A 25,353-nucleotide genomic window follows, 5' to 3' on the forward strand; every position below is an offset into this window, starting at 1 on the left:
GCTACCGATGCTCCGCCGTCTGCTGGGCGACAGCCGCGCGGTGCTGGCGTCCCCGAACCGGAACGCGCGCTCCGCGGTGGTCTTCGGACGCCTGCTCGGCATCGCGTTCGTGATCTGCTTCGGCACCGGCCTGTTCAGCCACTTCCTGCAGGACCCCCTGCCGTGGATGCGGTTCCCGACCCGGCCGACCCAGCTCTACCAGTTCACGCAGGGCCTGCACATCACGGCGGGGATCGCGATCATCCCGCTCCTGTTCGCCAAGCTCAACACGGTGATGCCGGCGCTGCTGCAGGACCCGCCCGTGCGTGGCGTGCTGCACCTGCTCGAACGGCTCTCCATCGCGGTGTTCGTCTCCGCGGCGATCGTGCAGGTCGGCACCGGTCTGGTGAACACGTACCAGTGGTACCCGTGGCCGTTCCCGTTCCGCCAGGTGCACTACGCGCTGTCGTACGTGCTCATCGGCTCGCTCGTGATCCACATCGCCACGAAGCTGCCGGTCATCGTCCGCTACTGGCGTGCGAAGGACTCCTACGACGCCGAGGGTCGCTTCGTCCGCGACGACACGGTGGGCAGCGAGCTGCCCCCGTACACCGGCCTGGAGGCTCGCCCCGCGTCCGCCCCGTACCCCCGGGGCGTCGTGGGTCGCGTCCTGCGCTGGGTCGACGGCGCCCCCGCTGCCCCCGCGACCGGCGTGGCGGAGCCGCCCCGAGCCTCCCGTCCGTCGCCCGAGGCTCGCGGTGCGCGACAGGACGCGCCTGCCGGACCGCGTGCTGTGTCGCCCAGCACGAGCCTCGTCGACGGGAGTCGACGTGAGCGCGTCGCCCGACGCGGCTTCTTCGCCGGGGTCGCGGCGGCCACTGCCGGCGTCGTGGTCCTGACCGTGGGGCAGTCCTCGCGGCTCGGGGAACCGTTCAACGTCTTCGCACCCCGCCAGCGCGGACTCGGTCCGGCCGGTCTGCCGGTGAACCGCACCGCGCGTGCCGCCGGGGTGCTCGCCACCGCGACGGCCGCCGACTGGACCCTCACGGTGGTGGGGCCGGCCGTGACGCGGACGTTCTCGCGGGCGGAGCTCGTCGCGCTCGGCATGACCGAGGTGTCGCTGCCGATCTCCTGTGTCGAGGGCTGGAGTCAGATGGCCAGGTGGAAGGGCATCCGAATGCGTGACCTGCTCGCGGCCGTGCAGGCGGAGCCGTCCTCGGACGTCCGCGTGACGAGCCTGGAACGCCACGGCGGCTACCGGATCATGGACATGGGGCCGGAGTACGCGGCCGACCCGACGACACTCGTCGCGCTCGAGCTGAACGGTGCGACGCTCGACCTGGACCACGGGTTCCCGGCGCGGATCATCGCTCCCGGGCGGCCCGGCGTGCTGCAGACCAAGTGGATCGAGCGGATCGAGGTGCGCTCGTGAGGGCCACGCGGATCGTGCTCGTCGTCCTCGGCGTGCTGGTGCTGGCCTTCGGCGCCTACGTCCTCGTGACCACCGTCAAGCCGAACCGCATCGGTGGCCTCGCGGTCTGGCTCATCGCCGCGGTGATCCTGCACGACGCGATCCTGTCGCCGTTCGTGGTGCTCGTCGGCCTCGGGCTGCGACTTGCCGGTCGGGCCCTGCGCGTCTGGGTGCTCGTCGTCGTGCAGACCGCGGTCGTGCTCGGCAGCGTGCTCGTCCTGGTGGTCGTGCCGGAGATCGCGGCGAAGGCCCACGGGGCGAAGAACCCCACCGTCGTGCCGTTCGACTACACCGGTCGACTGCTGCTCGTCGAGGGCGTCCTGCTCGTCGTGGTCGTCGCCGCGCTCGTCGTCGGCTCAGTGACATCACGGAGATCTGCCCGAATCAGTAGTTGAAACGACAACCATTTCGTAGGATGGGGTCATGACCGACGAGACCCCCTGGCTGACGCGCGAGCAGCTGCGTGCCTGGATGAAGCTCGTCGCCGTCATGGAGCTCCTGCCGGCAGCGCTCGACCAGCAGCTCCAGCGGGATGCCGACCTGACGCACTTCGACTACATGGTCATCGCGATGCTCTCGGAGACCGACACCCGCACGCTCCGGATGTCCGCGCTCGCCTCGGCCACGAACGCCTCGCTGCCGCGGCTGTCGCACGTGGTGTCCCGACTCGAGAAGCGCGGGCTGGTGTCGCGGTGCCCGTCCGTGGACGACCGCCGGGCGACCGACGTCCGGCTGACCGACGCGGGGTACGCGACCATCGTCGAGGCCGCCCCGGACCACGTCCGCACGGCGCGACGGTTCGTCATCGACGCCCTGTCCGACGAGCAGGTCGTGCAGCTCGACGGGATCGCGAAGTCCCTCCTGACGACGCTCGACCCCGACGCTCGGTTCGCCGCGCTGACGTACCCGCGCGACGAGGACGACACCGCGATCTGCGAGGCCCGGCTGACGGGCACCGCGACCGACTGAGCGGGCCCGGGCCGCCGCGGGGCGGGTCGAGCCGGTGCAATAGGCTCGGCGGCATGAGCCAGCCCGAGGTCGAGTCCGACACGTACAGCTACCTCGGACCGGCCGGCACGTTCACCGAGGCGGCCCTGAAGCTCGTCGACGCCGCGGCCGGCAAGCCCTGGCGCAGCGTCAACAACGTCGGCGAGGCACTCGACGACGTGATGTCCGGCCGCTCGGTCGGCGCCGTGATCGCGATCGAGAACAGCGTCGACGGCGGGGTCAGCGCCACGCAGGACGCCCTCGCCCGGATCCCGGGTGTGCGGATCGTGGGGGAGTACCTGGTCCCCGTGGACTTCGTGCTCGTCGCCCGGCACGGCACCGCGCTCGCCGACGTCCGCACGGTGAACGCGCACCCCGTCGCCTACGCCCAGACGCACCGCTGGCTCGAGGCCAACGTCCCCGGGCACGGCCACATCCCGGCGTCCTCGAACGTCGCCGCCGCGGTCGCCCTCCTCGATGCCGTGCCGACCGCCGACGCCGCCGTGGCCCCGCCCGGCATCACCGACCACCACGACCTGGCCGTGCTCGCGGAGTCGATCGGCGACAACAGCAGCGCGGTGACCCGGTTCGTGCTGGTGTCGAAGACCCTCTCGATCCCCGAGCGCACCGGCTCGGACAAGACGAGCGTCATCGTCGAGCTGCCCGCCGACCACCCCGGCGCCCTCGTCGACATGCTCGAGCAGTTCGCCACCAGGGGCATCAACATGGGGCTGCTGTCCTCGCGGCCGATCGGCGACGAGCTCGGTCGCTACCGGTTCGTCATCGACCTCGACGGTCACGTGCGCGACGAACGGGTCGCCGACGCCCTGCTCGGTCTGCGCCGGTTCAGCCCCCGCGTGACGTTCCTCGGGTCGTACCCGCGGGCGGACCGCCAGGAGACCGAGGTGTCCCTGCGCTACTCGGACGCCGCCTTCGTCGAGGCGCGTGAGTGGCTGCAGGCGATCGTCTCCGGCGTGCCCGACGTGCGCTGACGCCCGCCCGCCCGCGCTCAGCGCCGGTGCTGAGCGCTGACGCCCGCCCGCACTCAGCGGCGGTGCGCGCCCCGCACCTGCCGCGTCGCGCGGGTCTGGTCCTCGGGCCCGGCGACCTTGACGCGCAGCCCGCCGGCGTCGATCGAGGCACGGAAGGCCACGACCTCGCCCACCGGGTCACCGTCGATCTCGAACTCGTCCGGACGTTCGAGCCGCGCGGTGAACTCCTCGCCGCGCAGGTAGCGCAGCGGGCGTTCCTCACGGGCACGGGTGGTGATGCGCTTGCCGATCACCGTCTGGCCGAGGGCGGACCGGCGGAACGAGCGCAGGATCGCGTTCTCCCACAGCATGCGGGCGGCGATCCGGACCCAGCCGAAGAACCCGCGGGGTCGCATGACGACGATGTCGAACACACCGTCGTCGATCTCGGCGTCGGGGAGCAGCGTCGCGCCGGCCTGGAGCATGCCGCAGTTGCCGACGATCAGGGAGTGGGCGCGCACCGAGCGGTTGCCCTCGCCGTCCAGGCGGTAGCGGAACTCGAACGCGTCGGCGTCCCGCAGCGAGCGGACCAGCGAGTCGACGTAGGCGAGCCAGCCGACCTTCTTCTTCAGCTCGGGCTTCGTGTTCGCGAGCATCCGGGCGTCGAGCCCGAGGCCGGCCATCACCAGGAAGCCGAACTCCTCGCGGTCGCCGCCCGGGCGCTCGACCCGCACGGTGCCGAAGTCGATGGCGCGTTCCTCACCGTGGAAGATCGTGTGGACGCTCGCGCGCAGGTCGTCGACCGGCGCGGGGATGTTCCGCGCGAGCAGGTTGCCCGTGCCGCTCGGCAGCAGGGCCAGGGCCGCGTCGGAGTCGTGCACGACCTCGGCCACGGCGCGCACGGTGCCGTCACCACCGGCGGCAGCGATGACGTCGGCGCCGGCCTCGAGGGCCTCGCGGGTCATCCCGCCGCCCGGGTCCTCCTCCGAGGTCTCGAACCACAGGGTCTCGTTCCAGCCCGCTTCACGCTGGTGCTGCTCCACCGTCTGTTTGAGCTTCGGCAGGTCGACCTTGACCGGGTTGTAGATGACGGCGGCGGTCTGCCGCTCTGAGGCGAGGGCGTCCGGGCGTGTGGGCGCGGTCTCCGAGGGCGAAGGCATGCGACAACGGTACCGGCGAGCCCTGGGGAGTGCGCACCGGACTGGACGGGGACTCCGCTCCGGGCCGCAGGCGGCCCTGGCTAGGATGGACCGGTGATCGACCCACAGCTGCTGCGCGACGAACCCGATGTCATCAAGGCCTCACAGGCTGCGCGCGGCGCCTCCGTCGACGTCGTCGACCAGGCCGTCGCCGCGGACGCCGCCAGGCGGAGCGCGATCACGTCGTACGAGGCCCTGCGTGCCGAACAGAACGCGTTCGGCAAGACCGTCGCCAAGGCCCCGAAGGACGAGAAGGCCGCGCTCGTGCAGCAGGCCCAGGCGCTCGCCGCCGGCGTGAAAGAGGCACAGGCCACCGCGACCGCCGCCGAGGAGACCTTCAACCGGGTCGTCCGCGCGATCCCCAACGTCGTCCTGCCCGGTGTCCCGGCGGGCGGTGAGGACGACTTCGTCACGCTCCGCACCGTCGGCACCAAGCCCGAGTTCGCCTTCGAGCCGAAGGACCACGCCGACCTCGGTGAGGCGCTCGACATCATCGACATCGCCCGCGGCGTGAAGGTCTCCGGCTCGCGGTTCTACTTCCTCAAGGGCCTCGGTGCCCGGCTCGAGATCGCGCTGATGTCGCTCGGGCTCGACCGCGCGGTCCAGCACGGGTTCGTCCCGCTCATCACGCCCACGCTCGTGCGCCCGGAGACGATGGCCGGCACCGGCTTCCTCGGCGAGCACGCGGCCGAGGTCTACCGACTCGAAGCCGACGACCTCTACCTGACCGGCACGAGCGAGGTGGCCCTGGCCGGGTACCACGCCGACGAGATCCTGGCGTTCCCGGACGAGGACGACCAGGCGCTCCGCTACGCCGGCTGGTCGACCTGCTACCGGCGCGAAGCCGGGTCGGCGGGCCGCGACAACCGCGGGATCCTCCGCGTGCACCAGTTCAACAAGCTCGAGATGTTCTCCTACGTCCACCCGGACCAGGCCGACGCCGAGCACGCCAAGCTCATGGCGTACCAGGAGTCGATGCTGCAGGACCTCGGGCTGCACTACCGCGTGATCGAGACCGCCGCCGGCGACCTCGGCACGAGTGCTGCGCGCAAGTACGACCTCGAGGCCTGGGTCCCGACGCAGGGCACCTTCCGCGAGCTCACCTCGACGTCGAACTGCACCACGTTCCAGGCCCGTCGCCTCGACATCCGCTACCGCACCGAGAGCGGCAAGACGGCCCCGGTCGCCACGCTCAACGGCACGCTGGCCACCACGCGCTGGCTCGTCGCGATCCTCGAGACCCACCAGCAGGCGGACGGCACGGTCGTCATCCCCGAGGTCCTGCGCCCGTACCTCGGCGGCGTCGAGGTGATCGAACCCCGATGACCAGCACACCCGGATCGTCGTCGTCCCACGGGTCGGCCTCCGCCACGCGCGTCAAGCGCTGGCTCGTCGCCCTCGACATCGACGGCACCGTGATGCGCGAGGACGGCGTCGTCACCCAGGCCACCGTCGACGCCATCCGGGCCGCAGCGGCCGCCGGGCACGAGGTCATGCTCTCCACCGGTCGCAGTGAGGGCATGACCGTGCCCGTGCTCGAGAAGATCGGCATCCAGCCCGAGTACCTGGTCTGCGCCAACGGCGCCGTCACGCTCCGCCGTTCCACTGCCCCCGGAGCGATCGACGGGTACGTGCGCGTCCACGTCGAGACCTTCGACCCGACCGACGTCCTGCAGACCATCCGGGGCGCCCTGGCGAACGGCGCGTACGGCGTCGAGTCGCCCGACGGCCGCTACCTGCTCTCCGGGCAGTTCCCCGACGACGCCATGACGAAGCACGGGGACCACGTGCCCTTCGAGCAGCTGCTCGGCGTGCAGGCCACCCGCGTCGTGGTGATCTCCCCCGAGCACGGGCTCGAGGAGTTCCTGCAGATCGTCGACCGCATGGGCCTGCACAAGGTCTCGTACAACGTCGGCTGGACCGCGTGGCTCGACATCGCTCCCGAGGGCGTGACGAAGGCCACCGCGATGGAACGCGTCCGCGAGTGGTTCGACATCCCGCGCTCCCGGGTGTTCGCCGCCGGTGACGGCCGCAACGACATCGACATGCTGCGGTGGGCGTCCACGTCCGGCCGCGGGGTCGCGATGGGGCAGGCCCCGGACGACGTCGTCGACGCCGCGAGCGAGATCACCGGGGGCGTCACAGACGACGGCCTGGCGGCCGCGCTCGACACGCTGCCCCGCTAGCGTTCGTCTGCTGCGTTCCACACGCTCCGCAGCCGGGAGGCCCGGTACACTTCCAGGGACCCGGTCACGTCTCGCCACGTGGTCGGGTCGTGGAGGGTTGTCCGAGTGGCCGATGGAGCCTGTCTTGAAAACAGGTGGGCAGAGATGTCTCGTGGGTTCGAATCCCACACCCTCCGCCAGGTGGCAGTCGCCGTCCGGTCTGACCGCGCACGACGGCGACCGGTCGTGGGGTCCGGACGGGAAACGAAGCCACTAGCCAGAGAACGCGCGTTCCCGTTTGGGGGCCTTTCGCGGCCTGCCTCCGGATGGTTTGCTACTCAGGTCGTCAGATGCCGTTGGTACCGGCCTCTGCGAAGGCGTCACCGGGCCGATTCGGGTTCGGCACGGTGACGTACGGTGATCGCGTCGCCGTGCCGATTCGGGTTCGGCGCGGTGACGCGATTCCTGTCTCCGGGGCGGTCGAGCCGTGCTGCGGTCACCTGCTGCTGAGGCGCCCCGCGTAGCGTCGAGGCCATGAGCGACATCATCATCTTCGGCGGCCACGGCAAGGTCGCACTCCTCGCGACGCGCATCCTCAGCGACCGGGGCCACCACGTCACGTCCGTCATCCGGAAGGCCGAGCAGGCCGACGAGGCCCGCGCCCACGGGGGCGACCCCAAGGTGGCGGACATCCAGGAGCAGACGATCGCCGGGTTCGAGGACCTGGTGCGCGGTCAGGACGCCGTCGTGTGGTCAGCGGGCGCCGGCGGAGGATCGGTGGACCGGACCTGGGCCATCGATCGTGACGCCGCCGTGCTGTCGGTGCAGGCAGCTGCGCGCGCGGGCGTCGAGCGGTACGTCATGGTGTCGTGGTCCGGCTCGGTGCTCGACCACGGCGTTCCCCAGGACAACGACTTCTTCGCCTACGCCCAGTCCAAGATGGTCGCCGACGCGGTCGTGCGCGACTCCGGACTCGAGTGGACCATCGTCGCGCCGAGCACCCTGACCGACGACGAGCCCACCGGCCAGGTCGACTGGGACGGCGAGGCGTCGAACGTGTCCCGCGGCGACGTCGCGCACGTGATCGCCGACGTGCTCGAGACCGGTGGCACCGCCGGCAGCACCTACCGGTTCAACACCGGCAGCACCCCGGTCGCCGAGTTCCTCCGCGCCGACCAGGCCTGAGCCGCACCCGCGCGCATCACGGTCGCGCGGCGAGGTGGTCCAGCACGGCCAGCACCCGGCGGTGGTCGCCCGCCGCCGGGGCCAGGCTGAGCTTGCTGAACAGGGTCGTCACGTGCTTCTCGACCGTGCCGGGGGCCAGGAACAGCCGATCGGCGATCGCGGCGTTCGTCCGGCCCTCGGCCATGAGCTCCAGCACCTCGCGCTCACGGGCGGTCAGCGCCGCGAACCGGTCGGTGCGGCGGTCGATGAGCAGCGCCGCGACCTCGGGGTCGAGCACGAGGCCGCCAGCCGCCACGCGCTGCACCGAGTCCAGGAACGGACGGATGTCGGCGACCCGCTCCTTGAGCAGGTAGCCGACACCGGCCGGGGCGACGTCGAGCAGCATGCGGGCCCAGCGAGCCTCGGCGTACTGGGAGAAGAGCAGGACACCGACCTCCGGCGCTGCTGCCTTGATCGCGATCGCGGCGTGGACCCCCTCGTCCGTGTGGGTCGGCGGCATCCGGATGTCCATCACGACCACCTCGGGTGGATCAGACCGCACGGCGGCGACCGCCGCGTCGCCTGACGCGACCGCCGACACCTCGTGTCCGCGGGACCCGAGCAGTGACACCAGTCCCTCGCGCAGGATGACGTTGTCGTCGGCGACGAGGATCCTCACGCGGGGACCCCGGGGAAGCGCATCGCGATGCGGGTCGGACCACCGGCGGGGCTGTCGATGGTCAGCGTCCCGTCGACGGTGCGCAGGCGGTCGGCCACGCCGGCGAGACCCGTCCCGCCGGTCTGCGGGTCGAGGGAGACGTGCGCCCCGCCGACGCCGTCGTCCTCGACCGTGACGAGCATGTCCGCGCCGTCCCGCGACACCACGACCTGCGCGCGCGTCGCCCTGGCGTGCTTGACGACGTTCGTCAGCAGCTCAACCACGGTGAAGTAGGCGGCGCTCTCCACGACGGCCGACGGCCGGAGGGTGCGGTCGTGGCGGACCTGCACCGGCAGGGTGGTGCGGGACACGGCGGAGGCGATCGCAGCCTCCAGGCCTTCGTCGAGCGCCGCGGGGTGGATGCCGCGCGCGATCTCGCGGAGCTCGGTGATCGTCTCCTGCGTCGACCGCCGGGCGTGCTCGACCAGGCGACCGACCGAGGCGGGGTCCTCCCCGTCCTGCAGGCGGTCCTGCGCGTCCCCGAGCGTCATCGCCAGGGCGACCAGCCGTGCCTGCGTGCCGTCGTGCAGGTCGCGCTCGACGCGACGGAGCGTGTCGTCGGCACCCCGGACGCTGTCGTCGCGCGACCGGGTGAGCTCGGCGACCCGGCGCTCACCGGTGGTGCTGCCGAGCAGGCTGCGGACCAGGGCGCCCTGTCCTGCGGCGAGCCCACGGTTGACCGGCGGCCACACGAACACCAGCAGCAGGAGCCCGACGACCGTGGCGACCGCCTGCATGAGGGGGGTGTCGACGAAGACGGTGCCGACCTGGATGCCGGAGTGGAGCACGCCGTCCTCGTCGGTCATCGGCGTGAGCCAGTGCGACCAGACCCAGTTGGTGGTCAGGCCGACGGCGGTCACGAGGACGGTGATCGTGACGACGAAGGCGATGACCGACGTGACGAACGCGACGAGGCCGAAGGCGAGCGCACGCCAGCTCGGTGCGTGGCGGAGTCGTGCCGTCGTCCACCCGACGACCCCGGGGCGACCGCGCGGCGCGGGCGGCGTCTGCACGTCCACGCCGAGGAGCCCACGAGCGACCCGACGGAACGCGGCCCCGAACCAGGTGTTCCCGACCACCAGGAACGCCGTCACGGGGAGTCCCACCCAGAGGACCGCGAACGGGATGCCGGCCGAGAGCGTGAGGACGGACCAGGTGAAGCCGGCGATCGCCAGCGGCAGCGCCGCCATGTGGAAGGCGAAGTCGCGCCAGGTCCGGGGGTCGACGAGGCCGAGGACGAAGGTCCGACGTGCCCGGGGGAGCGGTCGGGCGGCGAGTGTGCTCATGGGGACAAGCGTGGCAGTGCCCGTGGTCCGGGCGACACCGGGTTCTCCCCCGTTCCCGCCCGGTAGCGTTGAGCCGTGCGTGACGTGGGTGGGACAGGACGACGCGACGTGATCGTCGAGGCGGCTGCGCGGGAGTTCGACCGCGACGGCTACGCGACGGCGAGCATCGCCGGCATCGCGCGGGCCGCGGGCGTCAGCCAGGGGGCGTTGCACCGGACCTTCCCGACCAAGCACGCGGTGGCGCTCGCCGTGATCGACGAGCAGAACGCCCGGACGTTCGCGGCGATGAGCGCGGGTGACCCGTCGCCGATCGGGACGCTGGTGCGGGCGTCACGCGGGATCGCCGACCTGCTGATGCGCGACGTCGTCGTCCGTGCCGGCATCCGGATCTCCCTGGAGCACGGTGTCCTGGCCCGGCAGACGGCGAGCTTCTACGAGCAGTGGATCGCGGGTGTGGTCGACGAGTTCCGGCTTGCAGTCGCCAGGGGCGAGGTCACCACGGACCTGTCGCCCGAAGCCCTCGGCGGGACCGTCGTGCCGTACTTCACCGGGGTGCAGCTCGTGTCGAACGTGCGCTCCGGGCGTGCGGACCTGCTGCCGGTGGTGGCGACGATGTGGCGGGTGCTCGTCCACGCGGTCGTCGAGCGGGCGCACCGGGAACGTCTGCTGCGGGTCGTCGACGAGGTGTTCGCGTGAGTGGTTCGTCCCCGGCGTCCGGGGCCTGGCGTCGTGCCGGTCGGCCTGGGGCCGGTCGTCGTGCTGCTGCTGGTGGCGGTGGCCGGGCGCGCCGGGGCCGTCTCCGTGGCCCGCTCGGGTGCCTGGTCGGCGTCGCGGCGGTCGTCCTGGTGCTGGCCGTCGGGCTCACGGTGTTCGTCCTCGTCACCCGCGCGACGATGAACGAGGCGCCGGGGACGGCGCTGACCGGGTCGATCAGCCGTGACGTCGACGTCGACGTGACCATGACGTTCCGCTCGCTCGACCGCGCGACCGAGGCGCAGGCGGACGCGTGGGGGCACGCCGGCATCGTGGACGCGAACACGCTGACGGAGGGCGAACCCTACGTGGCCGTGGTCGACGTGGCGATCCCGACGGACGCGACGATCACCGAGGACGACTGGGACCTGTTCGCCTGGACCGGTCGGCACGGGGAGGACGGCCGGGCGCAGGACGTCAGGGCGACGCGCGACGCGTCCGTCCCCGAGGGTTGCGTCGTGGACCGGGCGGCGCTCACCGCGGCGCTGAACGACCGGGGGAGCGCCCGGTACTGCGCGCTCATCCGGTCGGACGTCGAGCCGGAGGCCGTCGCGTACGGGTGGCTGTACCGGGAGAGCAGCACCGGACGACGCGGCACGATGTCGGCGACGACCACCTACACGCCGCGGTGGAGCGTCGGTGACGTCGGGGTGTGGAACGGCTCGGCGCGCTGATCCATCCACATACTGCATACCAAATCCTGGTACTGGTGTCCTGGTCCGCGTAGGGTCGTCAGCGGAAGGGAGCACCATGACCACCGCACCGGGAGTCGCGGCCCTGGTCCTCGACGAGCTCGGGGGATCCGCGGACGCCTACAAGTTGCAGAAGCTCGTCTACTACTGCCAGGCCTGGCACGTCACGCAGACCAAGCGTCCGATGTTCGACGGGGTCATCCAGGCCTGGAAGCACGGGCCGGTCGCCGTGGACCTGTGGCCGCTCCACAAGGGGCACTACCGTGTCACGTCCGCGATGGTCGGTCCTGGCGGAGGCGCTGTCCTCGACGACTACGCCCTCGCGGTCCTCCGGAGCGTGGTGCAGTACTACGGGCGGCTCGAGTCCGACGCCCTCGTGGAGCTCACACACGCCGAGGAACCGTGGCGCTCGGTCTACGTCCCGGACAGGAACAACGCGATCACGACGGACGCGATGCGCTCCTTCTACTCGAAGCTCCTGGCGGGCGACGGGCCGGTTCCCGACCTGCCACCGTCGAACATCCGGTACGTGACGGACGACCAGTTCGCCGTCCTCGCGTCAGCTTCTGACGACGACTCGGTGAACGCCCGGTTCGCAGCGGCGGTGTTGCGCCGGCGGGACCGGGCATGAAGCCCTGGGTGTCGATCGAACGGCTCAGTCACACACATCGCCTCCAACTGCTCGACTGTGGTGACGAGTGGATGAACTGCTGGGTCCGTGAACGGGCGCGCAAGGACGACCGAGCAGGTCGGACCGCCGTGCACGTCGCCCTGAACTCCGTCGGCGCCGTGGTCGCGGTCTACGCGCTGAACCACGGGTCGATCGAGGTGGCGGGAGGGCGCCAGGAGCTCCGAGCCGTTCAGCTCCAACGGCTGGCCGTACACCGGGCGCACCAGGGCCGAGGGCACGGGACGCAACTCCTGCTCGAAGCGAGCCGTGCGGCTCTGGTCGCAGCAAGCGTCGTTCCAGCCAAGCACTTCGTGGTCGAGGCCTCGGACGAGTGCCGCGCGTCCTGGTACGAAGCCCACGGTTTCATCCGTTGCGTCGGATCGTCGTTGTGGCTCAGCATGCCGATCAGCGCACTCCGTTCGACGATCGCTGCCCTCGACACCGGAACGGCGACGGTCGACGCCTTCGAACGGAGCCGCGCGTTCGCTCACTCCGACACCCGCACTCGCTGACTGTCCGCCAGGGAGCCCCGGGTCAGACGTCGTGGAGCTCGCGGTCCCGGAACCACTTGAGCAGCCACGCGGCGCTCGTGCGGTCGAAGGACCGCGGGAAGTCCGTCGCACCGGAGAGGAACGGGCTGAAGCCCTCGACCGCGTGCAGGTCCTCGTCGTCGAGCCCGCGGAAGGCCATCGACCAGCCGTCGAACCGGCGCCGTTCGATGTCCTCGCGGATGAGTGACGTGATCTCCAGGTGCCGGGCATCGCGGGAGATCGCGGCGAAGCGGTCGTCGACGCTCCAGGCCGGACCTTCGAGCAGCTGCATGAACCGGCCGCCCTTGGCGACGAGGAGACCGGAGACGCCCATGGCCTCGTTCCGGAGCCGCGAACCCTTGAGGAGTTCCGCGAGGTCGTCGTCACCGAAGTCGTCGGCAGCGCGACTCATGTAGACGATCGAGACGAGCATCCGACCATCTTGCCGTGTCAGGCGTCGCGATGCCCCGTGGAGGACTGGAATCGGATGAGGTAGCCGTCGGGGTCGGCGACGAGGAACTGCCGGACCCCGGCTTCGGTGTCACCCGTCCGGTACCACTTCGTCTCGGGCTGCATGAAGAGGGCCACACCCGCATCGACGAGCCGGGTGGCGATCGCGTCGCTGTCGGTCACGGTGACCTGGAGGTTCATCCCGCGACCGAACGGCACGGCGAGGGGCCCGACGAGCCAGTTCCGCCCGATGCCGACCTGTTCGAGCATCAGGTGCGCGGACCCGAGCGTCAGGAAGGCGAACCGCTCGTCGGGGCGGTCGTACGCCACGGTGAAGCCGCACAGGTCGATCCAGAACCGGAGGCTCGCATCGAGGTCCGTCACGAGGAGCTCGGGGACCAGAGCCGGTTCCGTGGTCATGGCACCATCGTGCCACCGTGCGGCGACCGGGACGCGTCGTCTCCGAGCAGATCGTGGACCCAGTACGCCAGACAGCTCGCGCCGGCTCCGCGCAGGTGAAGGACTGCAGGGCAGAGCGGTGCCCTGGTCCCGCGTTGCTCCACTCGACCGGGCTACCGGTCGGCACGGCTGGCGTACCAGCGGTCGAGCGCGTCCTTCTCCGATGCCGCGAGCGTCTTCCGTGCTGCCGTGGCGCGGTACCGGTCGGCGAGCGCGACACGTTCGTCGTCGGTCAGTCCGTCGGAGCCGACAGGTCGGACACCACCGACGGGGAAGAGCGAGACGTTCGTGGCCATGAGGCAACGGTACGTCACCGGCACCGCATCACGGCAGCGATCCTCGGACCTGTGGAGAACGCCGTCGGGGACGACTCAGACGTCGGCGCGACGGACGAACACCCAGCGGCTCATCGCCCAGTAGCGGAACACCATCGCGATCGCGGTCCCGATGACGGGCCCGCTGACGAAGTCCGCGATCTCCTGCGTCGCACGGCTCACGTGGGGGACCTCGAGGCCGAAGGCGTACCGCGACAGGTACAGCGGTGCCGAGTTCAGCGCGATGCCGATGGCGCTGACGATCACGAAGTAGAGCATCTCGAGCCCGGTGTGCCGACCCCCGCGGTCGCCGAACGACCACTTCTTGTTGAGCCAGTACGACACGACGGTCGCCACGACGGTGCCGATGACGAGTGCGCTGACGGGGTGCTGCGGGATGACGAAGAGCTTCAGGCCGTAGTTGATGGCCATCGTGAGCAGGAAGCCGATGCCTCCCACGACCAGGAACCGTCCCGCTGAGGGGTACCGGCGGAACAACCGGAGCAGTGCGTCCATCAGGATCAGTATGACCATGCGGGGCCCCGTCGAGCGAATCCGACCCGGCCCAGCGTGAATAGGATCGTGCGCATGGCCACCGTCCTCCTCGTCCGGCACGGACGCACCATCGCCAACGCGACCGGGCTCCTGGCAGGACGGACCGCGGGCGTCGCGCTCGACTCGGTCGGCAAGCGGCAGGCGGCCACGATGGCGGAGCGCATCGGCGCGGTGCCCCTGGCAGCGGTGGTGTCCAGCCCGCTCGAGCGGTGCCGGCAGACGGCCAGGGCGATCACGGCGTTCCAGCAGGGGGAGCCGCAGCAGTTCGTCGAGCGCGGCATCATCGAGGCGGACTACGGCGACTGGCAGAACCGCAAGATCAGCGACCTGGCGAAGGAACCGCTGTGGCGCGTGGTGCAGGCGAACCCGAGCGCGGTGGTGTTCCCCGGCGGAGAGTCGATGCAGACCATGCAGTCGCGTGCCGTCGCGGCGATCCGACGGCTCGACGCGCAGGTCGAGGCCGAGCACGGACCGAACGCGGTCTGGGTCGCGGTGAGCCACGGCGACATCATCAAGTCCGTCCTCGCCGACGCCCTCGGCATGCACCTCGACCTGTTCCAGCGGATCACGGTCGGGCCCGCGTCGGTGTCCGTCGTCCGCTACGGCGAGCACCGGCCCGAGGTCGTCGCGACGAACACCGAATCCGGTGACCTGTCCTGGCTCGCGAAGGCACCCGCCCCGACGGGCGACGCGGCGATCGGCGGCGGGGCAGGGAACCCGGCGCCCGAAGACGGCGCCGCACCAGCCTGACGGGGTCGCGAGGACGGCGCCGCGGACGCCCCCTGGAGCTGCGACGACGGTCCCGTTCGGAGACGGGTACTGCCAGACCCTGAACGGGCGCAGGCTGGCGCTCCTACAATGCCGGTATGCCCACCATCGTCCACGGATTCGACTGGCCGGATCGTCTCGTCGTCGGCACCATCGGGCGCCCCGGTGAGCGGAGCTTCTACCTGCAGGCGCGCGACGGCCGCCGGGTGGTGAGTGTCGCCCTCGAGAAGGAACAGTCCGCTGTCCTGGCCGAGAAGCTCGACGAGCTCCTCGACGAGGTCGCCACGGTGGAGGAGAACCGCTTCAGCGTCCCGCCCACCGTCCCGCGTGAGCTCCACGACGTGGACCCGCTCGACCAGCCCGTTGAGCCAGAGTTCCGCGCCGGCGCCCTGAGCCTGGGGTTCGACCCGGCGACGGCGCAGGTCGTCATCGAGGCCTACCCGATCGAGGACGAGGTCGAGATCACCGAGGAGCCCGGCGAGGACGGCGAGATCGAGGCCGTCGTCGAGATGCCCGAACCCGCCGAACTGCTCCAGGTGAAGATCCCGGTCGGGACTGCCCGTGCCTTCGTCGAACGGACACGCGAAGTGGTGGCCGCGGGACGGCTGCCCGGCGAGGCATGAGCGAGGCGCCGGAACCGTCCGGCATGTCGCTCACGGCCCGCATCCGCGAGGCCTCGAACGCCACGTTCCTCGCGGAGCTCGACGGCCACGAGGTCGTCTACAAGCCCATCGCCGGCGAGAAGCCGCTCTGGGACTTCCCGGACGGCACCCTGGCTGGTCGTGAGTACGCCGCGTTCCTGGTGTCGGAGGCCTTCGGCTGGCGTGTGGTCCCGCCGACCTGGCTCGGCACCGGACCGCTCGGGCTCGGCATGGTCCAGCGGTGGCAGGACGTCGACCCCGAACAGGACGCCGTCGACGTGGTCCCGACGGACCAGGCAGAGGCGTCGGGCATGAAGACCGTGCTCGAGGCCATCGACGAGCACGACCGGCCCGTCACCCTGGTGCACGAGGACACCGCGGCGCTCCGGCGCATGGCCGTCTTCGACGTCGTCGTCAACAACGCGGACCGCAAGGGCGGACACGTCCTCGCGATGCCGGACGGCCACCGCCACGGCGTCGACCACGGGCTCACCTTCCACGTCGAGCACAAGCTCCGCACGGTGCTCTGGGGATGGGTCGACGAGGCACTCGACGCGGACGAGCTCGCTGGACTCGAACGGGTCGTCACGGCCCTGCACGGTGACCTGGGCGAGCAGCTCACCGAGCACCTGACCGTGGACGAGATCGACAACCTCGAGGCGCGCTGCGCCGCGCTGGCGGCCGTCGGCCGCTTCCCACCACCGGCCGGGTACGGCCCGGCGGTGCCCTGGCCGTTGTTCTAGACCACAGCCGGACTGGAGGCTCGGTGCCAGCTGGCGACGAGCCTCCAGTCCGTCACGTCCGACGCTCAGCCGAAGCGGCCGAACGCGCCGCCACCACTCCAGTCGTCGTCGCGGAAGAGCGCACCACCGCTCCGGGACCCGAGGTACGAGCCGACCACGGCCACGCCGAGGTCGTCGTTCTCCGGTGCCGTGACCGTGCCGTCGACGCGCCGGGCCATGCCGTCGATGAACCGGGCGAGCCCCGGGTCGTCGCCGAGGCGGAAGAACGTCGTCTGGGCGCCGAGCCGATGGGCGTTCTCGAGCTCCCGGACGCTCAGCGCGATCGTCATCGGGTCGGGTGGGTAGCTGAAGTACACCTGCCCGTTCGGCTCGAGGTGCGAGGTCGGCTCGCCGTCGGTGACGATGAGCAGCACCGGCTGTGCCGTCGGGTGCTTCCGGAAGTGCCGGTTGGCGAGCAGCAGCGCGTGGTGCAGGTTCGTGCCCTTGTCCCACTCGGCGTCGAGCCCGACGAGCTGTTCGACGTCCATCACCTCGGCCTCGCGACCGAAGGCGATCAGCTGCAGGTCGTCGCCGCGGAACCGGGTCGAGATGAGCGTGTGCAACGCCAGGGCGGTGCGCTTCATCGGGACCCAGCGGTCCTCCATCGCCATCGAGAACGAGGTGTCGACGAGCAGTGCCACGCAGGCCTGCGTGCGGGCCTCGGTCTCCTGGACCTCGACGTCGTCGATCGTCAGCCGCACGGCGGCGCCGTCACGGCCTGACGCTGCCGTGCGGGTGACGGCGTTCGTGATGGTGCGGGGGATGTCCCACGGCTCGGTGTCCCCGAACGCCCACTGACGCGTCGCGCCGGACGGTTCGCCCGAGGCTCCGGACCGGCGGAGGTCCCGTGCGCCCTGCCGCCCCGACATCTTCTGGGCGACGTCCTTGAGCAGGCTCTTGCCGAGCTGCCGCATGGCCTTCGGGGTGAGCTTGTACTGGCCGTCGGCACCGCGGCGCATGGTGCCCGAGTTCTGCAGGGCCTTCTCGAGCTGCTGCAGGGTGCGGGCGTCGACCGCGGCGTCGGACCCGAGCTGTCGGGCCAGGGACTCGAGGTCCAGGTCGTCCAGGTCGGAGCCTGGGCTGGACTGCGCCAGCTGCTCGGCGAGGGCGTCGAGGTCGGAGATGTCCTGGAACGCGCCGGTGCCGTCACCGAGCCCGAGCCCCTGCTCGCCGTCCATCCGCTCGGAACCACCCCAGTCCTCGCCGGGGCGGAGGGCACGGAGGTTGCCGTCGAGCTGCGACAGCGCCCCCATCAGGTCGGGGCTGCCGAAGGCCTGTTGCGCGAGGGCGTCGAGCTCGTCGCGCTGCTCCTGCGTCATCGAGTTCCGCATCCGCTGGGCGGCTGCGGACCGGGCGGCGAGGTCGTCGAGGAGCTCGTCGACGTTCTTCGGGTCGGACGGGAAGTACTCCCCGTGCTTCGCCATGAACTCGTCGAACTGCTCCTGCGAGTCGGTGCCGGCGCGGTGGTCATCGAGCAGCTGGTTGAGGTCCTGCATCATCGCGCTGACCTCGGCGCGGTCGTCGTCGCTGGCGTCCTCGAGCGCCTGCTTCATGCCGGCGAAGCGCTGGTCGAGCATCTCCCGCCCGAGCAGGTCCTTGATCTCCTCGTACTTCTGACGGGCCGCGGGGCTCGTCCAGTCGTAGCCGGAGAGCTCGGTCACGGCGGCCGCAGGCGACGGCGGCAGGCTGTCGAGCTGCATCTCGGCCAGTGCCCGGTCCCCGTCCTCGATGTCGACGTTGCGGGCCAGCTCGCCGCGCTCGGCCAGGACGGCCTCGTCGAGGAGCTGACGGATCTGCTGCAGCGTGCCGTCGAGGTTGTTCCTGCTCGTCAGCTCGCGGCGCTTCTCGGCCACGCGACGAGCGAGGTCGTCGAGGCCGCGCTGGTCACGACCGCCGCGGCGCAGGAACTCCCGCATCGCGCGCTCCGGGGAGTACCCGGCCATGACGTCCTGTCCGATGGCGTCGAGCGCCTCGGACACGTCGGCGGGCGGCGCGAGCGGGTCTGGGCCGCCCTCGTACCGCCCGTACCGGGTGTCCCGTGACAGCCGGCGGTTCTGCCGACTAGCCATAGACGGCTTCGCCCCCGCCGGACTCCTTGCTGATCTTCCGCGCGAGGAACAGGCCCTCGAGCGCGAGCTCGATCGCCCCGGCCCGCTCGCCGTCGTTCGTGGCGCCGAGTCGTTCGCAGATGCGGTCGTACAGGTCGGACTCGCCGAGGGACGGCAGCCCCTCGAGGAACGCGCGAGCCGAGACCTGCTCGCCGGTGGTCACCATCGTGCCGCCGTCGAGGGCCTCGATGAGCTGCGCGAGGTCGAGCCCGCGCAGCCGCGACCGGACGGTCTCCGCGGTGGCGGTGCGGAGCAGGTGCTCGAGGACCTCGTCGGCACGGTCCTCTTCCCCCGACTCGAACTCGATCTTGCCGCCGAGGACGTCGACCGCGGTCTCGAGGTCGATCGGACGGGCGACGGGTTCCGACTCGCCCTGACGCGCTGCCCGGTGCACGGCCGCTGCCGAGACCGTCTCGGCGCCGGCGATGGAGAAGCGGGCGCTGACGCCGCTGCGCTGGTCGACCGCGCTCGAGGCCCTGAGCGCCCGGGTGAAGCGGGCGAGGATCTCGATGAGGGCGTCCGGCACCTCGGCCGTGAGCTCGGCTTCCTGCCGGATGACGGCGATCTCGTCCTCGAGCTCGATCGGGTAGTGCGTGCGGATCTCGGCGCCGAAGCGGTCCTTCAGCGGCGTGATGATCCGACCGCGGTTGGTGTAGTCCTCGGGGTTCGCGCTCGCCACGACCAGGACGTCGAGCGGCAGCCGCAGCACGTAGCCGCGGATCTGCACGTCGCGTTCCTCCATCACGTTGAGCATCGCGACCTGGATGCGCTCGGCGAGGTCGGGCAGCTCGTTGATGGCGACGATGCCGCGGTGCGCCCGGGGGATCAGCCCGAAGTGGATGGTCTCGGGGTCACCGAGGCTGCGCCCCTCGGCCACCTTCATCGGGTCGACGTCGCCGATCAGGTCGGCCACGGAGGTGTCCGGGGTCGCGAGCTTCTCGACGTAGCGGCCGTCGCGGTGCCACCAGTCGATGGGGAGGGCGTCCCCGAGCTCCTCGGCACGGCGGATGCTGGCCGTGGTGATCGGCTCGAACGGGTGCTCGCCGAGCTCGGACCCGGCGATCACCGGGGTCCACTCGTCGAGCAGGCCCTGCAGCGTACGGAGCAGGCGGGTCTTGCCCTGGCCGCGTTCGCCGAGCAGGACGACGTCGTGTCCGGCGATCAGGGCGCGCTCGAGCTGGGGGACGACGGTGGTCGCGAAGCCGTGCAGGCCGGGCCAGGGATCGGAGCCCTCTCGGAGGGCGGTGAGCAGGTTGTCGCGGATCTCGGCGCGGACCGTCTTCTGGACGTGACCAGAGGTGCGGAGCTCGCCGACCGTTCTCATGGTGGGTCGGGTCACGTCGTCGACGCTACGCCTGACCGCCGACGAACCGGCCCACCTGTTCGCCCAGGGCGAGTGCCGACGGACTGGAGGCTCGTCGCGGGGCCGCCACGAGCCTCCCGTCCGTCGTCGGCGTCAGCCGAAGAGCCGCTTGCTCGCGATCTCGGCACCCTCGGTGAGCGCGCGGAGCTTCGCCCACGCGACGTCCGTCGCGACGAACTCGTAGCTGGCGAACGTGGCGAGCCCGCAGTCGGTCCCGGCGACGATGCGGGTCGGGTCGCCGACGGCCTCGGCTGCCTCGACGATGCGGTTCGCGACGAGCTGCGGGTGCTCCAGGTAGTTCGTCGTCACGTCGATGACACCGGGCACCAGGACTGCGCCGTCGGGCAGCGGCAGGTCGCGGAACGCGGGGAACTCGTGCGCGTGGCGCGGGTTGCCGAACGGGATGCTGAAGGACCCGACCTGGGCGCGGTACAGGTGCGGCAGCAGCACGTCGACGGGCACGTCGTCCTGGTGCGGGCCCTGCCAGTTGCCGTAGCAGACGTGCAGGCGGGTCTGCTCCTTCGGGATGTTGCGGAGCGCGTGGTTCAGGGCGTCGACGTGCAGGTCGACCGCTTGGAGGAACTCCTCGGTGCTGGCGTCGCCGAAGTGGATGACCCGTTCCATCGCCAGGTCAGGAGCGTCCAGTTGGAGGATGTGCCCGCGGGAGACGATCTCCTCGTACTCCACGCGGAGCTGCTCGGCCAGGGCGAAGACGTACTCGCCGTGGTCGGCGTAGTGCGGGTTGGCCTCGTCGAGCAGCAGTGTCGTCGCGACGATGCCGGGCGTCGCGGCGGAGATGAAGGTGCCGGCGGGGGTCCGCCCGGCGGCTGCGTTCCTGGCGAGCTCGCGTTCGAACCCGTCGAGGTCCTCGCGGATGCCGGCGCGTTCCTGGTCGTACTCCAGCAGGCCCTGGGCGAGGGGCGTGTCCCAGACCCGGGCGAACTCGGCGCCCTCGTCGATCTGCTTCGCCTGGAACGCGGCGTACCCCGGGAACTTGACCGAGTCGAGCGTCGGCTTGCGGTGCCCGGTCCCGCCGAAGCCGGTGAGGCGCTCGCGGATGTAGGTCGAGAAGCCCACGCGGGGGACCTCGCCGTCGTTCACCACGTCGAGCCCGGCGTCGAGCTGGGCGTCGACGGTGCGGGCGAGGACGGCGGCCGTCTCCTCGCGGAGCGCAGCCTCGTCGTAGGGCTTGGCCTGGTCGCGCGCCACCAGCAGGGCGCTGAGTTCCGGCGTCCGGGGGAGCGACCCGGTGTGGGTGGTCAGGATGCGGTCGGTCGAGTTCTGGAGCGGCACGCTGCCACGCTACTTGCGGTGCCCGCCGTGTGTCGTCGCACGGCGACACACGGCCGTGGACCGGATCGGCGATCCGGGCGTACGTTCTCCATCTGTGCCGGACCGCGGGGGCCCGGCGGGTGAGGAGCAACCGCGATGACGAGCGCGAGCGGACTGCAGGACGGCCAGGTCAGGAGCCTGGTCCCGGCACGGATGGACCGACTGCCGTGGACACGGTTCCACTGGAGCATCGTGGTGGGGCTCGGCATCTCCTGGGTCCTCGACGGGCTCGAGATCCAGATCGTCTCCAACGCGGGCTTCCAGGCGGACCTCGGCCTGTCGACGCAGGAGGTGACGACGCTCGGGACCATCTACCTGTTCGGGCAGGTGTTCGGCGCGTTGGTCTTCGGACGCATGTCCGACCGACTCGGTCGCCGCAAGCTGTTCATCCTGACCCTGGCGATCTACCTGATCGGTTCCGGCATCGCGGGCTTCGCGCAGGACTTCTGGTTCCTGGCCGTCTTCCGGTTCATCGCCGGACTCGGCATCGGCGGCGAGTACGCCGCCATCAACTCCGCGATCGACGAGCTGATCCCGGCGAAGTACCGCGGGCACGTCGACATCGCGATCAACGGCACCTACTGGGGCGGCGCTGCCCTCGGCGCCTTCGCCAACATCTACCTGCTCGACACCGCGTACTTCGCGGAGAACATCGGCTGGCGCATCGGGTTCTTCCTCGGCCCGGTGCTCGGCATCGCGATCATCTTCCTGCGTCGGCACATCCCCGAGAGCCCACGCTGGCTGATGACCCACGGGCGGCAGGAGGAGGCCGAGGCCACCGTCGCGCGGATCGAGGCCGAGGTCGAGCGGGAGTCCGGCAAGCCGTTGGAGAAGGTCGACGAGTCCAAGGCGATGACGGTCACGCCGATGGACAAGGTCTCGCTGCGGACCGTCGCGAAGGTGTTGATCATGCAGTACCCGAAGCGCACCCTCGTCGGCGCGACGATGATGATCACGCAGGCGTTCCTCTACAACGCGATCTTCTTCACGTACGCACTCGTGCTGACGAACTTCTTCGGGCTGAAGACCTCGGAGACCGCGGTCTACTTCTTCCCGTTCGCGATCGGCAACCTGCTCGGGCCGCTCGTGCTCGGACGGCTGTTCGACACGTGGGGTCGCCGGCAGATGATCTTCAGCACGTACCTGATCTCCGGCCTGGTCCTCGCGGTGTCCGCCTTCCTGTTCCAGGCCGACGCGATCAGCGCCACCGTGCAGGTCGTCTTCTGGTGCATCTCGTTCTTCTTCGCCTCGGCCGGGGCGTCGAGCGCGTACCTGACCGTGAGCGAGATCTTCCCGCTCGAGCTCCGGTCGCAGGCCATCTCGTACTTCTTCGCGCTGGCGCAGGTCTTCGGGGCGATCGCGCCGACGATCTACGGCGCGCTCATCGGTGACGGGTCGTCCCGGGAGCCGCTCTTCTGGGGCTACCTGCTCGGCGCGGGGATCATGATCCTCGGCGGCATCGTGGCGTTGATCTTCGGCGTGGACGCTGCCCGGAAGGGCCTCGAGGACGTCACCCAGCCGCTCTCGGTCATCGCGAAGAAGGAGGAGTCGAAGCGCTGACCGGCGATATCCGGAATGTTTAGCGACTGACGATCGATCCTGCAACGCTCTCTCCATCGACCCCCGACGGGGGTCCTGGACGGCGGGAGTGCAGTGATGCAAGACGGGCACCGTGCCCTCCACAGGGCGACGATCGGCGGACTCGTCCACCGATCACGACGGACCACCCCTGGCGGTGGCCGCCGTGCGTGAAGGTGGCTCCATGGGGTACGACGACACTGTGACGGCACCCACCCCGCAGCCGCGACCGGTGGGGCCGCAGACGGACCGGGCAGCGATGTCGGGACTCGGCGGCCCCGACCCGCTCGGGGTGCGGCGCAGCCTGCTGCGGGACGCGGTCTTCACCTGGCTGCTCGACCGGATCCTCCGCGGGGAGTACCGGCGGGGGCAGCGCCTGCGCCTCGACGCCATCGCCGACGACATGCGGGTCTCCCGGACGCCGGTGCGCGAAGCCCTGGTGCCGCTCGAGTCGCTCCGGCTCGTGTCGGTGCAGCGGTACGTCGGCGTGGTCATCGCGCACTGGTCACTCGACCAGATGCAGGAGCGCATCCGGCTCGGGTGCACGATGCTCGCGGCACCGCAGATGCCCGGTGCACGGTCGGCCGAGCGCTTCGACCCGTTCTGGATCCGCGACTGCATGACCGAGGCAGGGGCCTTCGTCGAGATCGGCTCCTGGTTGCTCCGGCGGTCCGGCGCCACGGTCAGTGCCGACTGGCTGGCGGCACAGCGCCCGGTGCTCGACATGTTCTTCACGGACGACGTCGCCGCAGCGAACGGCATCGACGCCGTGGTCGACCGACGCCATCGTCTCGACCTGGTCGAGCGGGCGCGGGCCGCGGCCGTGCAGGACGACCTCGACGACTGCGCCAGGGCCGTCCGCGCGCTCGGGGAGTGCCTGATCGCCCTGCCCGACCGCTTCCGATCGGCGGAGTCCGCATGACGTCGTGATGCCGACCCGGTGACGCGGTGGTGGGGGCATCGCGGGCGCTGATCCGCTCGCGCTCGCGGTGGCCCCCGAACGAGGCACGCCGAGCCGCCCCGGGTCCCCGGCAGCACGCACCCGCTCGGGTATCGTCCCCCGGCGAGCGGCCCGTGCCCGGGGCTGCTCGGAGGGAGCCCGCCCGTGACCGATCCCGACGGTCCACAGTCCGCCTTCGACGACGTCCTCGACCCGAGACGCCGTCCGTCCGTCGTCTCCGGCCCCGGGTTCCGCGTCAGCGGAGCACGGCACGGCCGAGGTCGCCGCGACCTCGGCATCAGTCGACTCGTCAGCGGTGTCGGCATCGCGGCGGCGGTCGCCGTGATGAGTGCCACGTCGCTCTCCGCCTACGCGGCGTACGACGTGGGCCACGGGTTCCAGCAGCGCGCGGTCGACGTCGGCAGTGGCGCGGCATCGACCGAGGGGGCCTTCAACGTGCTGGCGATCGGCGCAGACAACGACCCGTCCCAGGGGACCGCCTACGGCGACCGCGGCGCCACGCTCAACGACTCGAACGTGCTGCTGCACGTCTCGGCCGACCACACCCACGCGGTCGCGATCAGCTTCCCGCGGGACCTGGTCCTCGACCAGCCGGCGTGCAGCGGTGCGCCAGCGGTGCAGGACACCCCGCTCAACCAGGCGTACGGCCGCGGCGGGATGGACTGCGTCGTCTCGACGATCGAGCACGCCACCGGGATGGACGTGCCCTACGCGGCCCAGGTCAGCTTCGCCGGGGTGATCCGGATGTCGGACGCCGTCGGCGGGGTGCCCGTGTGCGTGACGGACGCAGTCGACGACCCCTACACCGGGCTGCAGCTCGCGGCGGGGGAGCACACCGTCTCGGGGAAGACCGCCCTCGCGTTCCTCCGCGACCGGCACGGTGTCGGCGACGGCAGCGACCTCTCCCGGATCTCGAGCCTGCAGCAGTTCCTGTCCTCGCTGCTCCGCAAGGTCAAGCACGAGGGCACGCTCGGCGACCCCGCGAAGCTGTACGGCCTGGCGAAGGCCGCGTCGCAGAACATCACCCTGTCCACCTCGCTCGCAAAGCCCTCGACGATGGTCGACATCGCCCGCGCGTTCGAGGGCATCGACCTCGGCGACATCACCTTCGTGCAGTACCCGGGCAGCGTCGACGACCCCGCCTTCCCCGGCAAGGTCGTCCCCGACCGGGCGACCGCCGACCGGCTGATCCGCGCGGTCCGTGCTGATCGTCCGTTCAGCCTCGACGCCGGCGCCACCGGACGCGGTGCGACCGAGGAGGCTCCCGCGGTCGGGACGGACGCCCCCGCAGCGGCACCAGCGCCCTCGGAGCGCACAGCGACGGCTCCCCGTGCGCCGTCGACCCCCTCGGCGACACCGCGCGAGATGTCCGGCGTGACCGGGCAGACGGCGGCGCAGAAGACCTGCGCGGTGGCCGCCGGCGGATGACCTGGGGCGACCGGCCGCCGTCGGCGCAC

27 protein-coding genes and 1 tRNA gene are annotated in these 25,353 nt (G+C 71.1%); 18 read left to right on the forward strand and 10 right to left on the reverse strand.

Going from position 1 to position 25,353, the window contains the following annotated elements; translation table 11 throughout:
* The first annotated feature begins 7 nt into the window (after positions 1-7).
* Genes ITJ54_RS11890 through pheA form a run of 4 tightly spaced genes read left to right on the forward strand, consistent with a single transcriptional unit; the run spans position 8 to position 3,429 of the window.
* The gene (locus ITJ54_RS11890; protein WP_228509309.1) at positions 8-1,411 is read left to right on the forward strand and encodes a molybdopterin-dependent oxidoreductase; all 1,404 of its coding nucleotides are present in this window, start codon (positions 8-10) and stop codon (positions 1,409-1,411) included.
* A complete protein-coding gene (locus ITJ54_RS11895; protein ID WP_194628526.1) occupies positions 1,408-1,845 on the forward strand; it encodes a hypothetical protein in 438 nt (145 codons plus the stop codon). Before ITJ54_RS11890 ends, ITJ54_RS11895 begins: the two co-directional genes overlap by 4 nt.
* Positions 1,846-1,873: 28 nt before the next feature.
* Positions 1,874-2,419: a MarR family winged helix-turn-helix transcriptional regulator gene (locus ITJ54_RS11900; protein ID WP_194628527.1), complete on the forward strand. Its 546-nt coding sequence runs from the start codon at positions 1,874-1,876 to the stop codon at positions 2,417-2,419.
* Between the two features lie 53 nt (positions 2,420-2,472).
* On the forward strand, positions 2,473-3,429 hold the full coding sequence (pheA, locus tag ITJ54_RS11905) for a prephenate dehydratase (protein ID WP_194628528.1): 957 nt from the start codon (positions 2,473-2,475) through the stop codon (positions 3,427-3,429).
* 53 nt (positions 3,430-3,482) lie between these two features.
* Here the strand turns inward: pheA and ITJ54_RS11910 are convergent, their stop codons facing one another.
* Positions 3,483-4,568, reverse strand: coding sequence for a diacylglycerol/lipid kinase family protein (locus ITJ54_RS11910; protein ID WP_194628529.1), 1,086 nt, complete (start codon positions 4,566-4,568; stop codon positions 3,483-3,485).
* Positions 4,569-4,661: 93 nt separating this feature from the next.
* Between ITJ54_RS11910 and serS the strand changes: the two genes are divergently transcribed.
* The 4 genes from serS to ITJ54_RS11930 all read left to right on the forward strand — a co-directional run bounded on the left by serS (position 4,662) and on the right by ITJ54_RS11930 (position 7,957).
* Positions 4,662-5,933 carry a serine--tRNA ligase gene (serS, locus tag ITJ54_RS11915; RefSeq protein WP_194628530.1) on the forward strand — a complete coding sequence of 424 codons (1,272 nt, stop codon included), beginning with the start codon at positions 4,662-4,664 and terminating at the stop codon, positions 5,931-5,933.
* Positions 5,930-6,793, forward strand: a complete 864-nt coding sequence (locus tag ITJ54_RS11920) for an HAD family hydrolase (RefSeq protein ID WP_194628531.1) — start codon at positions 5,930-5,932, stop codon at positions 6,791-6,793. The genes serS and ITJ54_RS11920 overlap by 4 nt, the downstream gene beginning before the upstream one ends.
* A gap of 91 nt (positions 6,794-6,884) precedes the next feature.
* Positions 6,885-6,972, forward strand: a tRNA-Ser gene (locus ITJ54_RS11925).
* Positions 6,973-7,306: 334 nt separating this feature from the next.
* Complete coding sequence (locus ITJ54_RS11930) at positions 7,307-7,957, forward strand: SDR family oxidoreductase (RefSeq protein ID WP_194628533.1); 651 nt, start codon at positions 7,307-7,309, stop codon at positions 7,955-7,957.
* A 16-nt stretch (positions 7,958-7,973) separates the two neighbouring features.
* Here the strand turns inward: ITJ54_RS11930 and ITJ54_RS11935 are convergent, their stop codons facing one another.
* A complete protein-coding gene (locus ITJ54_RS11935) occupies positions 7,974-8,615 on the reverse strand; it encodes a response regulator transcription factor (RefSeq protein ID WP_194628535.1) in 642 nt (213 codons plus the stop codon).
* Positions 8,612-9,940 carry a sensor histidine kinase gene (locus tag ITJ54_RS11940; RefSeq protein ID WP_194628537.1) on the reverse strand — a complete coding sequence of 443 codons (1,329 nt, stop codon included), beginning with the start codon at positions 9,938-9,940 and terminating at the stop codon, positions 8,612-8,614. Before ITJ54_RS11940 ends, ITJ54_RS11935 begins: the two co-directional genes overlap by 4 nt.
* 75 nt (positions 9,941-10,015) lie before the next feature.
* Between ITJ54_RS11940 and ITJ54_RS11945 the strand changes: the two genes are divergently transcribed.
* The 4 genes from ITJ54_RS11945 to ITJ54_RS18470 all read left to right on the forward strand — a co-directional run bounded on the left by ITJ54_RS11945 (position 10,016) and on the right by ITJ54_RS18470 (position 12,567).
* Entirely contained in the window at positions 10,016-10,636 is a 621-nt protein-coding gene (locus tag ITJ54_RS11945) for a TetR family transcriptional regulator (protein WP_194628539.1), read from the forward strand.
* Positions 10,633-11,367: a hypothetical protein gene (locus ITJ54_RS11950; RefSeq protein ID WP_194628541.1), complete on the forward strand. Its 735-nt coding sequence runs from the start codon at positions 10,633-10,635 to the stop codon at positions 11,365-11,367. Before ITJ54_RS11945 ends, ITJ54_RS11950 begins: the two co-directional genes overlap by 4 nt.
* A 76-nt stretch (positions 11,368-11,443) precedes the next feature.
* Complete coding sequence (locus ITJ54_RS11955) at positions 11,444-12,016, forward strand: Panacea domain-containing protein (protein WP_194628543.1); 573 nt, start codon at positions 11,444-11,446, stop codon at positions 12,014-12,016.
* Positions 12,013-12,567, forward strand: a complete 555-nt coding sequence (locus tag ITJ54_RS18470; protein ID WP_416354904.1) for a GNAT family N-acetyltransferase — start codon at positions 12,013-12,015, stop codon at positions 12,565-12,567. Before ITJ54_RS11955 ends, ITJ54_RS18470 begins: the two co-directional genes overlap by 4 nt.
* Positions 12,568-12,589: 22 nt before the next feature.
* Here ITJ54_RS18470 and ITJ54_RS11965 read toward each other — a convergent pair whose 3' ends face one another.
* The 4 genes from ITJ54_RS11965 to ITJ54_RS11980 form a co-directional block, all read right to left on the reverse strand.
* A complete protein-coding gene (locus ITJ54_RS11965; RefSeq protein WP_194628547.1) occupies positions 12,590-13,018 on the reverse strand; it encodes a BLUF domain-containing protein in 429 nt (142 codons plus the stop codon).
* A 17-nt stretch (positions 13,019-13,035) separates the two neighbouring features.
* The gene (locus ITJ54_RS11970; RefSeq protein ID WP_194628549.1) at positions 13,036-13,455 is read right to left on the reverse strand and encodes a bleomycin resistance protein; all 420 of its coding nucleotides are present in this window, start codon (positions 13,453-13,455) and stop codon (positions 13,036-13,038) included.
* A gap of 152 nt (positions 13,456-13,607) precedes the next feature.
* A complete protein-coding gene (locus tag ITJ54_RS11975; RefSeq protein WP_194628551.1) occupies positions 13,608-13,790 on the reverse strand; it encodes a hypothetical protein in 183 nt (60 codons plus the stop codon).
* A 75-nt stretch (positions 13,791-13,865) separates the two neighbouring features.
* Positions 13,866-14,342: a GtrA family protein gene (locus ITJ54_RS11980; protein WP_194628552.1), complete on the reverse strand. Its 477-nt coding sequence runs from the start codon at positions 14,340-14,342 to the stop codon at positions 13,866-13,868.
* Positions 14,343-14,396: 54 nt separating this feature from the next.
* Here ITJ54_RS11980 and ITJ54_RS11985 point away from each other — a divergent pair, with 54 nt between their 5' ends.
* The 3 genes from ITJ54_RS11985 to ITJ54_RS11995 all read left to right on the forward strand — a co-directional run bounded on the left by ITJ54_RS11985 (position 14,397) and on the right by ITJ54_RS11995 (position 16,515).
* A complete protein-coding gene (locus ITJ54_RS11985) occupies positions 14,397-15,113 on the forward strand; it encodes a histidine phosphatase family protein (protein WP_194628553.1) in 717 nt (238 codons plus the stop codon).
* Positions 15,114-15,229: 116 nt separating this feature from the next.
* On the forward strand, positions 15,230-15,754 hold the full coding sequence (locus ITJ54_RS11990) for a DUF3090 domain-containing protein (protein WP_194628554.1): 525 nt from the start codon (positions 15,230-15,232) through the stop codon (positions 15,752-15,754).
* Positions 15,751-16,515 carry an SCO1664 family protein gene (locus ITJ54_RS11995; protein WP_194628555.1) on the forward strand — a complete coding sequence of 255 codons (765 nt, stop codon included), beginning with the start codon at positions 15,751-15,753 and terminating at the stop codon, positions 16,513-16,515. Before ITJ54_RS11990 ends, ITJ54_RS11995 begins: the two co-directional genes overlap by 4 nt.
* 65 nt (positions 16,516-16,580) lie before the next feature.
* Here the strand turns inward: ITJ54_RS11995 and ITJ54_RS12000 are convergent, their stop codons facing one another.
* The 3 genes from ITJ54_RS12000 to ITJ54_RS12010 form a co-directional block, all read right to left on the reverse strand.
* Positions 16,581-18,623: a vWA domain-containing protein gene (locus tag ITJ54_RS12000; protein ID WP_194628556.1), complete on the reverse strand. Its 2,043-nt coding sequence runs from the start codon at positions 18,621-18,623 to the stop codon at positions 16,581-16,583.
* Positions 18,616-19,986: an ATP-binding protein gene (locus tag ITJ54_RS12005; protein WP_194628798.1), complete on the reverse strand. Its 1,371-nt coding sequence runs from the start codon at positions 19,984-19,986 to the stop codon at positions 18,616-18,618. Before ITJ54_RS12005 ends, ITJ54_RS12000 begins: the two co-directional genes overlap by 8 nt.
* Positions 19,987-20,118: 132 nt before the next feature.
* Positions 20,119-21,318, reverse strand: a complete 1,200-nt coding sequence (locus tag ITJ54_RS12010) for a cobalamin-independent methionine synthase II family protein (RefSeq protein ID WP_194628557.1) — start codon at positions 21,316-21,318, stop codon at positions 20,119-20,121.
* A gap of 135 nt (positions 21,319-21,453) precedes the next feature.
* On the opposite strand from ITJ54_RS12010, the gene ITJ54_RS12015 reads away from it, so the two are divergent.
* From ITJ54_RS12015 to ITJ54_RS12025, 3 genes are all read left to right on the forward strand, one after another.
* Entirely contained in the window at positions 21,454-22,917 is a 1,464-nt protein-coding gene (locus tag ITJ54_RS12015) for an MFS transporter (protein ID WP_194628559.1), read from the forward strand.
* A gap of 202 nt (positions 22,918-23,119) precedes the next feature.
* Entirely contained in the window at positions 23,120-23,857 is a 738-nt protein-coding gene (locus tag ITJ54_RS12020; protein ID WP_194628560.1) for a GntR family transcriptional regulator, read from the forward strand.
* A 183-nt stretch (positions 23,858-24,040) separates the two neighbouring features.
* Positions 24,041-25,324 carry an LCP family protein gene (locus ITJ54_RS12025; protein WP_194628561.1) on the forward strand — a complete coding sequence of 428 codons (1,284 nt, stop codon included), beginning with the start codon at positions 24,041-24,043 and terminating at the stop codon, positions 25,322-25,324.
* Positions 25,325-25,353: the final 29 nt, after the last annotated feature.

The organism is Curtobacterium sp. VKM Ac-2865 (genome assembly GCF_015350905.1).
Classification (GTDB): domain Bacteria; phylum Actinomycetota; class Actinomycetes; order Actinomycetales; family Microbacteriaceae; genus Curtobacterium.

Coding starts and splice junctions, on each gene's coding strand:
- ITJ54_RS12015 (WP_194628559.1), top strand. CDS start 21,454: ATGACGAGCGCGAGCGGACTGCAGGACGGCCAGGTCAGGAGCCTGGTC.
- ITJ54_RS11955 (WP_194628543.1), top strand. CDS start 11,444: ATGACCACCGCACCGGGAGTCGCGGCCCTGGTCCTCGACGAGCTCGGG.
- ITJ54_RS11920 (WP_194628531.1), top strand. CDS start 5,930: ATGACCAGCACACCCGGATCGTCGTCGTCCCACGGGTCGGCCTCCGCC.
- ITJ54_RS12020 (WP_194628560.1), top strand. CDS start 23,120: ATGGGGTACGACGACACTGTGACGGCACCCACCCCGCAGCCGCGACCG.
- ITJ54_RS11890 (WP_228509309.1), top strand. CDS start 8: ATGCTCCGCCGTCTGCTGGGCGACAGCCGCGCGGTGCTGGCGTCCCCG.
- ITJ54_RS11965 (WP_194628547.1), bottom strand. CDS start 13,018: ATGCTCGTCTCGATCGTCTACATGAGTCGCGCTGCCGACGACTTCGGT.
- ITJ54_RS11940 (WP_194628537.1), bottom strand. CDS start 9,940: ATGAGCACACTCGCCGCCCGACCGCTCCCCCGGGCACGTCGGACCTTC.
- ITJ54_RS11910 (WP_194628529.1), bottom strand. CDS start 4,568: ATGCCTTCGCCCTCGGAGACCGCGCCCACACGCCCGGACGCCCTCGCC.
- ITJ54_RS12000 (WP_194628556.1), bottom strand. CDS start 18,623: ATGGCTAGTCGGCAGAACCGCCGGCTGTCACGGGACACCCGGTACGGG.
- ITJ54_RS18470 (WP_416354904.1), top strand. CDS start 12,013: ATGAAGCCCTGGGTGTCGATCGAACGGCTCAGTCACACACATCGCCTC.
- ITJ54_RS11985 (WP_194628553.1), top strand. CDS start 14,397: ATGGCCACCGTCCTCCTCGTCCGGCACGGACGCACCATCGCCAACGCG.
- ITJ54_RS11970 (WP_194628549.1), bottom strand. CDS start 13,455: ATGACCACGGAACCGGCTCTGGTCCCCGAGCTCCTCGTGACGGACCTC.
- pheA (WP_194628528.1), top strand. CDS start 2,473: ATGAGCCAGCCCGAGGTCGAGTCCGACACGTACAGCTACCTCGGACCG.
- ITJ54_RS11900 (WP_194628527.1), top strand. CDS start 1,874: ATGACCGACGAGACCCCCTGGCTGACGCGCGAGCAGCTGCGTGCCTGG.
- ITJ54_RS11995 (WP_194628555.1), top strand. CDS start 15,751: ATGAGCGAGGCGCCGGAACCGTCCGGCATGTCGCTCACGGCCCGCATC.
- ITJ54_RS11990 (WP_194628554.1), top strand. CDS start 15,230: ATGCCCACCATCGTCCACGGATTCGACTGGCCGGATCGTCTCGTCGTC.
- ITJ54_RS11975 (WP_194628551.1), bottom strand. CDS start 13,790: ATGGCCACGAACGTCTCGCTCTTCCCCGTCGGTGGTGTCCGACCTGTC.
- ITJ54_RS11930 (WP_194628533.1), top strand. CDS start 7,307: ATGAGCGACATCATCATCTTCGGCGGCCACGGCAAGGTCGCACTCCTC.
- ITJ54_RS12005 (WP_194628798.1), bottom strand. CDS start 19,986: ATGAGAACGGTCGGCGAGCTCCGCACCTCTGGTCACGTCCAGAAGACG.
- ITJ54_RS11980 (WP_194628552.1), bottom strand. CDS start 14,342: ATGGTCATACTGATCCTGATGGACGCACTGCTCCGGTTGTTCCGCCGG.